13 protein-coding genes are annotated in these 14,163 nt (G+C 47.1%); 8 read left to right on the forward strand and 5 right to left on the reverse strand.

Annotated features, from left to right (window positions below; all coding sequences use genetic code 11):
* Window positions 1-84: 84 nt before the first annotated feature.
* Genes BGX16_RS07915 through BGX16_RS07925 form a run of 3 tightly spaced genes read right to left on the reverse strand, consistent with a single transcriptional unit; the run spans window position 85 to window position 3,377 of the window.
* Entirely contained in the window at window positions 85-543 is a 459-nt protein-coding gene (locus tag BGX16_RS07915) for a hypothetical protein (protein ID WP_100425559.1), read from the reverse strand.
* Between the two features lie 30 nt (window positions 544-573).
* Window positions 574-1,875, reverse strand: a complete 1,302-nt coding sequence (locus BGX16_RS07920; RefSeq protein ID WP_100425560.1) for a U32 family peptidase — start codon at window positions 1,873-1,875, stop codon at window positions 574-576.
* Complete coding sequence (locus BGX16_RS07925; RefSeq protein WP_241899496.1) at window positions 1,869-3,377, reverse strand: hypothetical protein; 1,509 nt, start codon at window positions 3,375-3,377, stop codon at window positions 1,869-1,871. The genes BGX16_RS07920 and BGX16_RS07925 overlap by 7 nt, the downstream gene beginning before the upstream one ends.
* Before the next feature lie 212 nt (window positions 3,378-3,589).
* Between BGX16_RS07925 and BGX16_RS07930 the strand changes: the two genes are divergently transcribed.
* From BGX16_RS07930 to BGX16_RS07965, 8 genes are all read left to right on the forward strand, one after another.
* Complete coding sequence (locus BGX16_RS07930; protein ID WP_100425561.1) at window positions 3,590-5,110, forward strand: hypothetical protein; 1,521 nt, start codon at window positions 3,590-3,592, stop codon at window positions 5,108-5,110.
* Between the two features lie 161 nt (window positions 5,111-5,271).
* Complete coding sequence (locus BGX16_RS07935) at window positions 5,272-6,642, forward strand: nucleotide sugar dehydrogenase (protein WP_100425562.1); 1,371 nt, start codon at window positions 5,272-5,274, stop codon at window positions 6,640-6,642.
* A gap of 48 nt (window positions 6,643-6,690) precedes the next feature.
* Window positions 6,691-7,185 carry an oligosaccharide biosynthesis protein Alg14 gene (locus tag BGX16_RS07940; protein WP_100425563.1) on the forward strand — a complete coding sequence of 165 codons (495 nt, stop codon included), beginning with the start codon at window positions 6,691-6,693 and terminating at the stop codon, window positions 7,183-7,185.
* Complete coding sequence (locus tag BGX16_RS07945) at window positions 7,182-7,655, forward strand: glycosyltransferase (protein ID WP_100425564.1); 474 nt, start codon at window positions 7,182-7,184, stop codon at window positions 7,653-7,655. Before BGX16_RS07940 ends, BGX16_RS07945 begins: the two co-directional genes overlap by 4 nt.
* A 352-nt stretch (window positions 7,656-8,007) precedes the next feature.
* A complete protein-coding gene (locus BGX16_RS07950) occupies window positions 8,008-8,739 on the forward strand; it encodes a glycosyltransferase (RefSeq protein WP_157797932.1) in 732 nt (243 codons plus the stop codon).
* Window positions 8,732-9,934 carry a CDP-glycerol glycerophosphotransferase family protein gene (locus BGX16_RS07955; protein ID WP_100425566.1) on the forward strand — a complete coding sequence of 401 codons (1,203 nt, stop codon included), beginning with the start codon at window positions 8,732-8,734 and terminating at the stop codon, window positions 9,932-9,934. Before BGX16_RS07950 ends, BGX16_RS07955 begins: the two co-directional genes overlap by 8 nt.
* A complete protein-coding gene (locus BGX16_RS07960; protein WP_100425567.1) occupies window positions 9,931-11,067 on the forward strand; it encodes a glycosyltransferase in 1,137 nt (378 codons plus the stop codon). The genes BGX16_RS07955 and BGX16_RS07960 overlap by 4 nt, the downstream gene beginning before the upstream one ends.
* Window positions 11,068-11,072: 5 nt before the next feature.
* On the forward strand, window positions 11,073-11,840 hold the full coding sequence (locus BGX16_RS07965) for a polysaccharide lyase (RefSeq protein ID WP_100425568.1): 768 nt from the start codon (window positions 11,073-11,075) through the stop codon (window positions 11,838-11,840).
* Here the strand turns inward: BGX16_RS07965 and BGX16_RS07970 are convergent.
* Together BGX16_RS07970 and BGX16_RS07975 are read right to left on the reverse strand one after the other, a co-directional pair.
* A complete protein-coding gene (locus tag BGX16_RS07970) occupies window positions 11,785-13,167 on the reverse strand; it encodes an O-antigen ligase family protein (RefSeq protein WP_100425569.1) in 1,383 nt (460 codons plus the stop codon). The two genes, BGX16_RS07965 and BGX16_RS07970, sit on opposite strands and share 56 nt — an antisense overlap.
* Before the next feature lie 9 nt (window positions 13,168-13,176).
* Entirely contained in the window at window positions 13,177-14,160 is a 984-nt protein-coding gene (locus BGX16_RS07975; RefSeq protein WP_100425570.1) for a glycosyltransferase, read from the reverse strand.
* Window positions 14,161-14,163 lie beyond the last annotated feature (3 nt).

Here is a 14,163-nt window from a genome sequence, read left to right on the forward strand (position 1 = left end):
GCTAGAAAAAAGAATTCTAGCCAACATAAAAAAGATTCCCGAAATGCTTCGGGAATATCTTTGCTTCATTTGTAGGAGCTTTGATTACGATTTTAAGGAGGATTCGTAATCGGCGAGAGCCTTTTCGATCGGCGGAATCACCTGGTCTGCAATCTTTTCAAAGAAGAGACACTGGGTCTTGATGGTGACATCGCGATGACGGGCTGCATGCTCTTTGATCCAATCGGATACGGCGGTTTGGCGCTCTTTGTTCGTGTCTGCAATCGCTTCCTTGATGGATTGGCTTTGACCTTCCATGTAGCGGCGCATGTCGATGGGCATCTGTTTATAATAAAGATAAAGCTTCAAAATCTGATGCATGTCCAAGGCTTCAAGAAACTGTTTCATCTTCTCTTGCTTGAAGGCATAAAGATCGGCGATATTGTTCAGAATATACGGAAGAAAGAGCTGTTTCAAATAGTCCAGCTTGCCTTCTGCATAGGCTTTGTCAAAGTCGCGAAAAATCTTGCTTTGCTTGCATTCGTAGTCGCTAGAATCTTCCATGGTATCAAATCTATCTCTAAGTGCGTGGGATTAATCTTTTTTCAAAACTAAAAATGCAAAATTTTCAAATTTCGTGCGTTTTGTCACATCGGAATTCAGTCGAATTAGACCGTTTGTTCCTGGATGCAGGGCGTCGATAGATTCGTTTTTCACGTTTTTCAAGTCGGCTATCGACACTTCTTCGTGGTTTTCCGGGTCAAGCCAGCAGAGCCTCGAGTTGCGCTCGATCTTATTTTTGATCTGTACAAAAACAGAACCGTCCGCTTCAATGTGGTCAATCTGTGCGGCGACGGCGCCTGTTTTGGAAGGTTCCTGCGTCGCTTCGTAATTCTGCGGCAGAGGACCTTTGAAAAATCCCGGCATGCGGCCGCGGCTGTCCGTGTCGGAAATCAGTTCGCGGGATTCCTGAGGAATGGGTTCGCCTTTCATCGCGGCGTCGATCGCTTTGCGGTAGGCGTGCACGACAGAAGAAAGGTAATAGACGCTGCGCGTTCTGCCTTCGATCTTAAAACTCGAAAGTTGTGCGTTGACGAGGTCCGGAATGGAGTCGAGGGCGCAAAGGTCTCGGCTGCTCATAAAGTATGTTCCCCATCTGTCTTCGTCGAGCCCGATGAGTTCTGCGGCACGGCCTTCGGTGGCGTTTGTGCGTTCAAGGAAGAATTCTCCCACGTGGGCCTGGTAGTCGTCGGACTGGACTTCGGGGTTTGCGTAAAGGCGGTACGGCATGCGGCAAGAGTTGTTGCACATGCCCTGGTTAGCGTCGCGGTGCGTCGTCCAGTTGCTGAGCATGCAGCGTCCGGACATCGCCATGCAAACATTGCCATGAACAAAAACTTCGAGTTCAAGTCCAGGACATTTTTCCTTGATTTCAAGGATTTCGCCCAGGCGGAGTTCGCGGGAAAGAATGATGCGGGAAACGCCCATCGACTGCCAGAATTGGGCGGTCAAGTAGTTTGTCGTGTTCGCCTGCACAGACAGGTGGATGGGAATTTCCGGGCATTCTTTGTGAATGAACTGGATGATTCCCGGATCGGCGACGATCAAAGCGTCTGGGCCGAGTTTGCAAGCTTCGAGGAGCGCCTTTTGGAATGGAGCGACCTTGGAGTTGCGCGAAATGACGTTGCTTGTCAAATGGAAACGCTTGCCCTTGGCATGGCAGATTTCGATGCCCTTGGCGAGATCGTCCAAGGAGCGGAAACCGTTTTCACGGGCGCGAAGCGAGAATGCCGGTTGCCCAGCATAGACCGCATCTGCACCGTAGGCGAGCGCGTATTCCATGCGTTTTAAATCGCCTGCCGGCGCTAAAAGTTCGGGCTTGTAAGAGCTTACCATTTGAAACCTAACCGCGTATAAATTTTTTCATCGTTGAAAAGGGTCAATTCAAGCATGTAGAAGAAGTAGTCGCCGTCATAGCTGATCGCCGGGGAAAGCGAGTACTTCATCTTGGCTCCGTCGAGGAACTTTTTGGGAAGCTTGTAATGGTTTGATGTCGGAGTTGTATCGTTCACGGCGCTGCCGTAGTCGGTGCCCTTCCAAAGCCACGTGTTGCGCAGGTTCACGTTGATGCGTTTGGCGAATCTGCCGTACAAGGCAAAGTCGATCGTTTGGCTATTTGGACCGTTCGGGTTGCCGAGAGGTTCGCCGAGGTGGGCCGCCTGAGCCGTGTTCGAATGGAAGTGGCTGTATACATAAGGCTCGACGCGAGCGTATTCCGCAAGGGCGCCTGCTTCGAGCTTGTAGCCGTGGATGTCGAAATCCTTGCCGATTTGTGCACCGGCCATCCAAGCCCACTTGGCTTCGATGTTGTCGTTCTTGAGAAGGCTGATCGGGCTTTCAAAATCGTCGATGTAGAATTCCGTGTAGATTCTTGCGAGGTTGAACAGACGGTAGTTGGCATCGAAGGCAAGAGCTCCGTTGTTATTGTCTTCGGAAAAGTTTCCCTTTTCCATGAAAAGCGGGACAATCGGAACAAAAAGCCACGGCTTGTTTTCGTTGTAGAGAATCTGGGTTTCGCTCATACCGAGAACGAGGTCGCCGAGGTTCAACTCGTAACGGTGTGCGTAAAGGTTTCGGTCATTCGTGTTCTTATTGCTCATGCTGTTCGGGTAAATGCGCAGGTCACCGTACAAGCTGATGACGGAAAGCGGACCGACGTGGAATTCAAACGAGAGCGTGTTATATGGAAGCGCATATTGGTTGAGAGTCAGGTTGTTGTAGTAACCCGGACCGAAGTGGAAAACGTCGCGGGCGAGCATGAGACGTCCAAAGCCGAGGTTGGCTGCAATCATGCCGCGGTAACGGGCGTAACTTGCGTATTCAACACCGCTGTTGTTTTCTTCCTTTTGAAATTCAACGAATTCCTTGTCGAAGGATTTCGGGTAGTTGGCGGAATGGCTTTCCACATAAATGCGGGCGTCGAGCATGAATTCCACGGAATCGCGGTAGCCGCGCAAATAAAGTCCTCCGTCGAGGCCCGGCCAGATTGTGTCGCCAAGGGTTTCGCCTCCGCGATAATCCATGCCGCCGACAAGGCTTGCCGCAATCGCTTGCCGATTGTCTTTATAACCGAGTACGGCACGCCCATCGTTTGCGTCAAAATTCTTGCGCCAGTTTGAGTCACGACGCGGATAGTAGAACATCTGTTCCGCATCGGTGGTCGTTTGACGGTGCAATTCAAAGAGCAACGGCGTCGTTTCTAGCTGTTTTAGATTGCGCATGTGTTCGCTAGAAATAATGGGCGATGCGGCGCTTGCACTTGAAACGTCCAATGCGGCGACCGCGAGGATACTTCCAACCGTGCGAAGACTCATTTTTAAAAAGCGACGAAAAATCATACCCTTAAAATTAGAAAAGAAAACTTTTCCGACGAAAAAAGGGATTTAAGTGTGTCCAAAAATGGCAAAAGGAGAATTTCGTTTATTTGGAATAACATAAATCGCAGAACGGGATTTTGCGAAATCTTGAAAAAGGACTTCTAGGGCCCCGAAAAAGGGTAAAAAATCGGATTCTGCGAATTTCTTGGTCGAAGAATTCTATCTTGAAGCGCATGGAAATTTTCGGACGAAAGGGAAAGTTTTTTTTGGCGGCGGAGATAGCCCTGTGCGCGTCTCAGGCTTTGGCTTCGGAAACATCCGCTTTTATTGGAACGAAAATCTCTGCTGGCTTTTACGGTGCGCCGAAGGCAAGCGTTTTTGCGACGGATACGGTGGACCATTTTAGTTCTAGTTGGCTCGCCCTTCAAATTCCGCTCGAAACCGGTCGCCAGTACGAGCAGACGATTGAGCCGTTCTTTAGCCTTTTTATCGGCGGCACTTACGAAGACTTTTCTATTTACTTCGACTTTCCGTTGCGCAAGGATATTGAAGCGTGGTATGAAGACGATCTGGCCACGAATACGACGATTGTGCCAGACAATTTGGACATTAACGTGCCGACGAATGCCTATGCAAAATGGGATTACGGAGTCGGTTTTGTGCAGGCGGGGCGCTTTAAGCCGGAGCTTGGACCGAGTCCGAATTCTTTGACCTTGGGCGGCGCTCCTTACCACGACGCGTTCCTTTGGAAATTTTGCCCGGGGTTTCTCCGCTACGACTTCTTTTTGAGCTCGTTGAATGCGCATTTGCATGGGACTCCGGATGTGGTCGGCGGGAAAGTAGATTCGACGACAGAAGTCTGGAAACAGGCGAATCTGCAAATCGACAATCAGCGCAAGCGTCAGTACACGGATCCGTACAAGACGTTGGTCTATCACCGCTTAGGTGTGGACTTTAAGCACTTTTGGTTCTATGTCATTGAGCAGTCGGTGATCGGCGGAAAACAGGTGGAATTCCGCACCCTGAATCCGTTCATGTTCTGGCATAATAATTATGCGACGGGCTACACCAAGTCGAATGCGACTTTGGAACTTGGCCTTCGCCCGAATCGCTGGGCAAATTTCTATTATCAACTGGCGATCGATGAAGTGAAAAGTCCGGTCGGCGAAACGGGTGAAAATTCCAATCGCGGAATCACAAGTCACATGGTCGGCTACAATCAACAAGTGAAAACGGAACGCTATGGCGATTTTAATTTTCGCCTGGATGCGGTGCTGACGGATCCGGCGGCGGGCAATGAACGCTTGCCGCTTCTCAAGTACACGAGCCGTCGCATGTACCGTTCGAATTACCGCGACCAGTCGGATGCGGATTTTGCGGACATGTTCTTTGTGGACTATCCGCTCGGCTACCGTCGAGGCCCGGATGCGAAGGATCTTTGGTTTACCGTGGACTGGCTGTATGGACGTCATTCGCTTGCTTTAGAACTTGCCTGGCTGCGTCAGGGCGACAAGGATTTGACGACGGATTACGATGTCGCGTTGCAGAGCAAACGTACGCTTTCTGGGATTGTGGAACGCCAATATGTGGCCGACTTGACCTATGGGATTGTTCTGTGGAAGGGTTTTGCCGCAAAGCTAGGCGGTGGAATTCGCCGGTATAAAAACCTGGACCATATCTCGGGCGAAAACGGCTACGATCTGTGGGGAATTGCCGGTATAAGCTGGGATTTTAGGTATAAAAAGATTTTTTAGAACGTAAAAAATTGAAAACGGAGCTAATAAACTCGGAAAAAGAACGAATCAGGGTGTTGGAAAGGTAATTTCTGTTACAGATTTTTTAGAAAACGCCTTAATTCTTTTTTTTGCTTTTATTCGAACTCCTGAATTGAGAAAAATGCTAATTTTGGGGCGCTATGGAATTCAATACAAAGATTTTATGCATCGGAGCCGGCTATGTCGGTGGTCCGACGATGACCGTTATCGCGGACAAATGTCCGGACGTGAAAGTGACTGTAGTCGATATCAATCAGGCTCGTATTGATGCTTGGAATAGCGACAACCTTCCGATTTTTGAACCGGGACTCGATGAAGTGGTGAAGCGTGCCCGAGGCCGCAACCTTTTCTTCAGCACGGATATTCCGAATGCCGTTCGTGAAGCGGACATCATCTTTGTGAGCGTCAATACCCCGACAAAGACTTTTGGCCGTGGTGCCGGAAAGGCTAGCGACTTGCAGTACTGGGAAAAGACCGCTCGTGAAATTCTCGAAGTGGCGACGAACGACAAAATTATCGTGGAAAAATCCACGCTCCCGGTTCGCACCGCGGCTGCGATGGAACGCATTTTGAATTCGAACGACAAGGGACTCCATTTCGAAGTCCTTTCGAATCCGGAATTCCTCGCCGAAGGAACGGCGATCAAAGATCTGTTTGAACCGGATCGCGTTTTGATTGGAAGCCACCAGACGAAGTCCGGCTTTGCCGCTCTGCAGAAGGTGGTCGATATTTATGCACACTGGGTGCCGAAGGATCGCATTCTGACGACGAACCTGTGGAGCTCGGAGCTCACGAAGCTCACAGCAAACGCTTTCCTCGCCCAGCGTATCAGCTCGATCAACTCGATCAGCGCCCTTTGCGAAAAGACCGGTGCTGACGTGGATGAAGTCGCCTTTGTGATGGGCAAGGACCACCGTATCGGGTCGAAGTTCCTCAAGGCTTCGATCGGCTTTGGCGGTAGTTGCTTCAAGAAGGACATTCTGAATCTCGTTTACCTTTGCGGCTATTACGGACTTCCGGAAGTTGCCGCTTATTGGGAAAGCGTTGTCAAGATCAACGAATGGCAGACGCACCGTGTCATAAGCAGTATGCTTGAACACATGTTCAACACAATTGCCGGCAAGAAGATTGCGGTTTTTGGCTTTGCATTTAAGGCGAATACAGGTGATACCCGTGAAAGCCCTGCGAACCTCGTGGTACGTGATTTGCTTGCCGAACACGCCCATCCGGTGGTGACGGACCCGAAGGCAATCCACGATGCCAAGCGCGATTTGGCCGATGTCCTCTCCCAGGTTGAATTTGAAGAAGACCCTTACAAGGCCGCAGAAGGCGCTCATGCCGTGGTCGTTTGCACGGAATGGAAGTGCTTTGCGGAACTTGATTGGAAACGCATTTACAAGGGCATGGCTAAGCCTGCTTTCGTGTATGACGGGCGAAATATTTTGGATGCGGCCGCTCTGCGTGAAATCGGATTCGATGTTGCAAATGTCGGTAAGGGAAAGGCGGAATAACTCGTGGGATTGGGCTTTTCAATCTTTTGACAAAGTCTGAGAAATCAAATGAACCCGGATGCTCGTAAAGACAAAAAAAAAATTTTAGCGGTCGCTTCGATTGGCGGCCACTGGGTACAGTTGTTGCGCATCACTGCGGGACTTTCGTCTGATTACGAAGTCAGCTATGTCAGTTCCAATCCGAAATGGGCAGAATCTGTCTCGGGAAAGTTCTACTCGATTTGTGAATTTTCTCGTTGGGATGCTTGGAAAATGTTTTTCTGCATTCCCTATGTGCTGATGATTCTGCTGAAGGAAAAACCTTATGTTGCCCTTTCGACGGGTGCAGCCCCTGGTCTTCTGGTCCTGCTTTTGGCGAAATATGTTTTTCGCAAGAAGACGGTTTGGGTGGACTCGATTGCCAACGTAGCGAAGCTTAGCGCTTGTGGAAGATATGCTGTAAAATTAGGCATTGATAAAGTTTATACCCAGTGGGAACACTTAGCTGTGGGCAAAGTGAAGTTCGCAGGGAACGTCCTTGGCAAGTTGGGAAACGTTGAATGATTTTTTGTACGATTGGAACCCAAGCTCCATTTGATCGTTTCATCAAGATAATTGATGCGGTTGCGCCTATTCTTCAGGAAGAAGTGATTGTTCAGACGTTGAAAGGCTCGTATGTTCCTCAACATGTGAAGGTTGTTGAATTTTTGACGCCCAAGGAATTTAACGAACTTTTTGCCAAGGCGCGTTTGATTGTTGCCCATGCAGGGATGGGTACGATTATTTCTGCATTATGCCAGGATAAGCCGATCATTGTATTCCCGCGTCGTCGTGAATTGAAGGAACATCGGAGCAATCATCAGATTGCAACAGCGGAAAAGCTGAAAGAACTCGGCTATCTGTACACCGTCGAAACAGAAGAACAGTTGAAAGAATTGCTTTTGACGGACGATCTGAAACCACTTTGTCATATCGGTTCTGTTGCATCGTCTTCTTTAATTGAAGCTGTTCGTCGCGATATCGAAACGCTTTGATTGATCAAGTGGGGGAACACTTGTGAAAACCGTTTTGTTTTTTCCTCAGGCGAAGACCCTAGAAAATTTTTACTTAGGCAATCTGTCTCGGATTATTTCGTCAAACTGCGAAGCGGTCGGAGTCAATCAACTTTTTCATGGACAGTGGAAAAAATTTTTTTCTTCAAGCGCTTGCCACTTGAACTGGCTTGAAAATGTGCGTGGAAAAAATGAGGCACACTGCCTTGCCAACTTTCTTTTCCGTTTGGGATTTTTGATCTGTCTTAAGCTCTTTCGGAAAAAGATTGTTTGGACAGTACACAATAAGGTGGCGCACGATCAAAGGCGCGGCAGAAAATATTCACAAATTTTGATGAAACTTTTGATGGCGTGGAGCGATCAAATCCATGTTCTTTGCGAAGCGACTTTGCAAGAAATTCCGAGCTTAAAAAAGTACCAGTCGAAAGTCATCTGCATTCCGCACGGGGATTATTTTGAAAACTTCGGAAGCGGTTTGGTGAATATTCGGGAAAAATATGGAATCGATCCGTCTAAGAAAATCATTTTTTTTACGGGAAAAATTGGGCCGTATAAAAATTTGGATTTGTTGATCGATTGCTTTAAGCGCTCTCACTTGGTGGAATCGAACTTTGCTTTGCTGATTTGTGGAGCCTGTAAGGATTTGGATTACAGGAAAAAGATTTCGGCAATGGCTCAGACGTCGCTGGGGGTTTTTGCGGATTTTCATTTTGTGGAAAATGATTGCATGGGTGATTATTTAATTCAGTCGGACCTGCTGATTGCTCCGTATGATATTTCGAGCTCTTTGAATTCGGGAACCATGTGGATGGCTTTTTCGTATAGCAAGACGATGGTCCTTCCGGAAATCGGCTGTGTACAAGGGGAAAAGACGATTGCGGAAAATGCTTTTGTTTACCGTTACGCTTCGGCAGAAGAACATGCAGAAAAATTGTGCGAAGTGATGGAAAAACTCAAAACCGAAACGGCAGAGTCTCTTTTTGAAAAGGGAAATCGTTTATATTCCTATATGCAGACGAAATCGTGGGAATCGCACAAACAAGAATGGCTTTCGCTTTATGATTAAAGATTCACTCCGAAAAAACGGAATCGGTAAATACTTGAAATGGCTTGGCATTTTTTTTAAATGCTGTATTGCGAAAGTTATCCTTTTAGGACTGAAGAAAAAATATTCCCATGTGTGGGTCTTTGCCGAACGCGGAGTGGACGCACGCGATAATGCTTTGCATTTGTTCCGTTATGTGCAAAAGAACTGCCCGCAGATCAATGCGTATTACATCATTTCTAAAGATTCCCCGGACCGTAAAAATTTTGCGTCAGAAGAACGCCTGGTGGATTTTGGATCTTGGAAACATTATCTGCTTTACTTGGCCGCCGAAGCGAAAGTGAGTGCTCATATTTACGGGGGAGCTCCTGAACACAATCTTTTTCTGCGCATGGCAAAGGTCAAGCTGCTGAAGAAAATCTTTGTGACGGGAAAGTATATCTTTTTACAGCACGGCGTTACTCAAGCGGATGGCCCTTGGCTGCACGAGGACAAGGTTCACTTTGATCTTTTTATAACGGTTTCGGCTCGCGAAACGAAATACATCATCGACTGCTTTGGACATGCTCCGGAAGTGGTAAAGACGGTCGGCTTTGCCCGTTACGATGCTTTGCCGTTAAAGCATTCCCCGTCAAAGAAAATCCTTTTGATGCCGACGTGGCGTCATTTTCTTTCGGGAATTTCCGCAGAGGAATTCAAGAAGTCTAAATACTACCAGAATATTTGTGGCTTGATCCGGAATGAACGTCTGCAGGCGATTCTCAAAGAATACGGTTACCAGCTGATTTTTTATCCTCATTTTGAATTGCAAAAATTCCTGGCGGATTTTGATGGGCAAAATGAGCAGACCGTTTTTGCCTCGTTCCAAAGTTTTGACGTGCAAAAACTCATGATCGATTGCGACTTGATGATTACAGACTATTCGAGCGTGCAGTTTGATTTTTCGTATATGAAAAAGCCGATAGTCCTTTTCCAGTTTGATCGAGAAGAGTATCACGCGGGGCATCAAGGGGTTGGCTATTTTGACCCGGACCGCGACGGTTTTGGCCCGGTTGGTTTGACGGTGGAGCAGACCGTGGACCTAGTGGCGGGTTACTTGGAAAGAAACTGCGAACTGGAAACTCGTTACGCAGAACGCATTGATTCGTTCTTCAAGTACAATGACGCAGAAAACTGCAAACGCAATTTTGAAGTCATCCAGGAAATTTTGAAATGAAAGTTTTGTTCGTTTTTAACAAACCGTTTGACCCGTTTGCAGGGGGCGTTGAACGCGTCACTGCTTCGGTAATGCGTGGACTTGCAGAAGAAGGATGGGAAACGTTCTATTTGCAGGATACGGGAACGGAACTGCTTGAAAACGGAACCCCTGTGGATGTCCAGAAATTTTTTGAAGAGCATGCGATTGATGTTGTGGTGCAACAGCTTGCGTATAACGGCGTTGTGGCGCGTTATCTTTCGCAAAAAAACAAGCAGATTCCTTATGTGGTCGCCTGGCATACGGCTCCGCCGACTTGGATAAAGTCCTGGCGGGTGGCGGCAACGCCTTCTTTTAAAGGTTTTGGCGGCGAAGCGAAGCGCCTTCTTCGATTGGCCTTTTTCCCGTTGTTTTATTACAAGGAAATCAAACGCTTTCTGATGCGGTGGGAAGGTGTTTTGCCGCGAACATCTCGGGTACTTCTCCTTTCTAACGCTTTTGCCCCGGATTTTCAAAAGTTGCTTCACCTGCCTGCGGATAAGATCTGCGCCATTCCAAATCCCCTGTCTTTTTCTGAAATTGCAAGCCCGGAAATTTTAGATCACAAAGAAAAAGAAGTGGTGATCGTTTCGCGGATGGTGGATTTGTGCAAGCGAATTTCGCTTGCGTTAAAAATTTGGCATTTGGTTGAAGCGGACTCGGCTTCGGATGGCTGGCGCCTAAAAATCATTGGTGAAGGGGAAGATCTGCAAGCGTATCAGAAGCTCGCCAAAAAAATGAATTTGCAACGGGTGGAATTTTTAGGGCGTCAAAATCCACAACCGTATTACGAAAAGGCTTCGCTTGCCATGATGACTTCTTCCTTTGAAGGTTGGGGCTTGACGCTTACGGAATCGCAACAGTTTGGAACTATTCCGCTCGCCTTTGGCAGCTATGCTTCTGCAAAGGACATTATTACGGACGGTGAAAATGGTTTTTTGATTCCGTATGGGAATCTTTCGCTGTATGCGAAGCGCCTTCTCGAATTGATGCAGGATTCCGACAAGCGCATTCAAATGGCGAAGAACTGCTTGGATTCGGTGCATCGTTTTGAAATCCAGAAGATCGTTCCGCAGTGGAAAGCGCTTTTGCAGGATGTCGCTTTGAAAGGCTAATTTCCATGCTCTGGATTTTACTTTTTTCCCAGCTGTTGCTTTCGAATTTGCCGGTCCCGACAGATGCTTTGCAAAAGGTGGATGCCCTGATCGAAAAATCCTCTTTGGCGGAGTGGGACAGCGATTCAACGGGGACCTTTTTACGCTTAAAGTATCCCGAAGGTTGTGTGGGGACTTCGCGAAAAACGGGGTGTGCTGTCCAATTTTCCTTGCCGTTAAATGATTTGCAGGCCGATGAACTGTGGAGCTCTTACGAAGTCTTTTTTGAGGAAGGCTTCGATTTTCAAAAGGGTGGTAAGTTACCTGGTTTTTGCGGTGGGAAATGCTATACGGGTGGCGATAAGCCGAAAAAAGCGGACGGTTGGAGCAACCGGATTATGTGGAAAAAAGATGGTTTTTTGACCCAGTACGTTTATCATTTTAAGCAAGCTCATAAATATGCAGACAATATCGTTTGGAATTTGAACGAAACCAAAGAGCGCAAAAAGATAGAGTTGGGAAAATGGCATCGGATTGTGATGCATGTGACGCTCAACGATGTGGATGGTGCGTCAGTCCGCGATAATGGGCATTTGCAAACTTGGTTTGATGGAGACCTTGTCGTCGATGTGGATACGCTTCGTCTGCGGAACAGCGCAGATCAAACGATTGACCGATTCTATTTTTCCACCTTCCACGGTGGCGGCGATCCTTCTTATGCGCCGCGGTGGGATTCTTTTATTCGTTTTCGAAATCTTCAGATCGTTCGAGAAGAGCGGGATCTGCTTCCGTAGCCTTCGCTTCTTCGAGCTCTTTGTGCAAAAAGCCGAGGGACATTCCGATGAATAAAATGCACATTTCGGTGTTTCGTCCGATTTCTCCTGAAAGAATCAAGAAAACAACGAGCAATGAGGTTTCTAGCAAGCCTTGCATGGCTAATCGAGGATGCTCTTTCCGCCGACTGAAGAATGTGAAGAAAATCTCTCCATAGAACACGATTAGCGCGAAAGCTCCAAATAAGCCGATGTCGAGAAGCGTGTAAAATATAATGGATTCAAGCCCTTGCGTTTCTTCCTTGGAATAATACATGTTTCCGCTTTCACCGGCGTTTGCAAGAATGGAGTGGTTTGTATAATATAGTCCATGACCGAATAAGGGTTTGCTTGCAAATTCCACCAAGGTGAACAGCAACTGCTGTTGACGAAGATCAAGAGAACTGCCACCTTCTTTGGATGAAAAAGAGCTGATTGCATAGGAAGACAAAGAAACAGCCAAGACCGCGTATGTAATGATGGCGAGTAATTTTTTGCGGAAAGAAAGGGAGTTGGTAAAATAAATTACGCATCCGAGGAATACACAACCCATAGAGGTTCTGGAACCGGAAAGCAGGATGGTAATCAGTAAAGCGGCAAGAACGACTTTTTCGCGATGGATGTTGAATTTCTCTTTGGCATCCTTGAAATAGGAGAGAGAAAAGAGAAACATGGTGGAAAGCAGGGCTCCCAAAACTGTCGGATGCTTTGTCGTAATCGATATTCGGGTTCTCCAACTGGAAGTGCCGAAACCATTTGTAATTCCGGCTGGCCCGAACATGTCTTTGGCTTTTGTGGAAGGGAATGCGGTAGCTATCGCTTCTCGAATGTAATTATGGTTGAGTAGATATTCCACAAGGCCAAAACCGAAATAGATTAAGAAAAAGGTGAATAAGATGCGAACGATTCTCTGTTCTTCGACTTCCTTGGCGCAGATAAAAACGGCGAACATTGGAAGGTATTTGTCAAAGCAGTAACGGAAAACTTCGTAATAATCATGACCTCCACCGCCATTGGTGTATGTGGTGACGAAGTAGGCTGCAAAAATAATCAAGACCCCAAACTTGATGGGAAATTCCTGGATGTTTTTCTTGAATTCGTGAAAATTAAATAGCAGTTCTTTTGCAAAAAATAGATAGGGCAGAAGTTGAAACGGAGTCAATTCCGGTTTCACGATAAGAGTGACATTGATGTAAAAGAAGATGTTTACAAAAATGAGGGCGATCAGCTGCTGCTCTCGAGAGCCTTTCAGAATAAAAAAGACTAAAACGAAAAAAAGAATATAAGCAAGAAGAGATAAAAGGATCATGCTCTTTCCCTATTTCGTAAGAAACTTTCGTTTTGCCTTGTCGAACTTGATAAAGAACCAATATAAAAGAGGGAAGAACAGAAAGGTTCTTGCCCGGAATCTTTCTGAAATGCGCAAGAGAGAGGAGTTGCTACAGTAGACCGTCGCATGGCGCTTTTTGATTTCGCCGAGCAGTTCCTGATGGTTTCCTTTTTGGCGACATACAAAGCAGTATCGCTTGGCGGAAAAATTCAAAAAACTCAGGACCGCGCTGCGTAAAATATCCGTGGAGCCGTTTTCCTTGTAAAATTGGATAGCTTCGATCTTTGCATCCAGACCGTTCAAGGATCTTGGATCGGTAATCGCTTTGGAAATACCCGTGGTCCGAATGAAGTAGTAATACAATTCTTGAGAGGTGAAGACCACCTTGTTTGCCAAATAAAGAGCTCTGTAGGAGAAAAATTCGTCTTCGTTGAACTTGCCGACCTTAAAGCGGAGATGGTCAAAAAGGCTGCGCTTATACAGCTTATCCCAGGCGACGACCGTCTGCGTCGCATATTGGCTTTGGTAAAGGCGCTTTGCAGCATCTTTGCCGGAAAGGGTGTCGATGGTCGGGGCTTTGTTTAAAGGCGAAACGCTTTCGGTAAACGGGGTGAAATTGCAAACAGAAATATCCGCATCGTTGCTTTTCAAAAGGTCGAAGAGCGTCGAAATCATTTCCGGATGGATGTAATCATCGGAATCGATAAAGGAGATATATTTGCCATTAGCGATGTCGATTCCCGCGTTTCTCGCGTCCGAAAGTCCGCCGTTCTTTTTATGTACCACTCGGATCCGGGCATCTTTTTCGGCGTATTCGTTGCAAATTTTTGGACAAGAGTCCGGGGAACCGTCGTCGACAAGGATGATCTCTAAATTGCGGTAGGATTGATTGAGAATGCTATCGATGCAGCGAGATAGATAGGCTTCAACCCTGTAAATGGGTACGATGATAGAAATCAGAGGCTTTTCCATTAG

The organism is Hallerella succinigenes (assembly GCF_002797675.1).
Taxonomy (GTDB): domain Bacteria; phylum Fibrobacterota; class Fibrobacteria; order Fibrobacterales; family Fibrobacteraceae; genus Hallerella; species Hallerella succinigenes.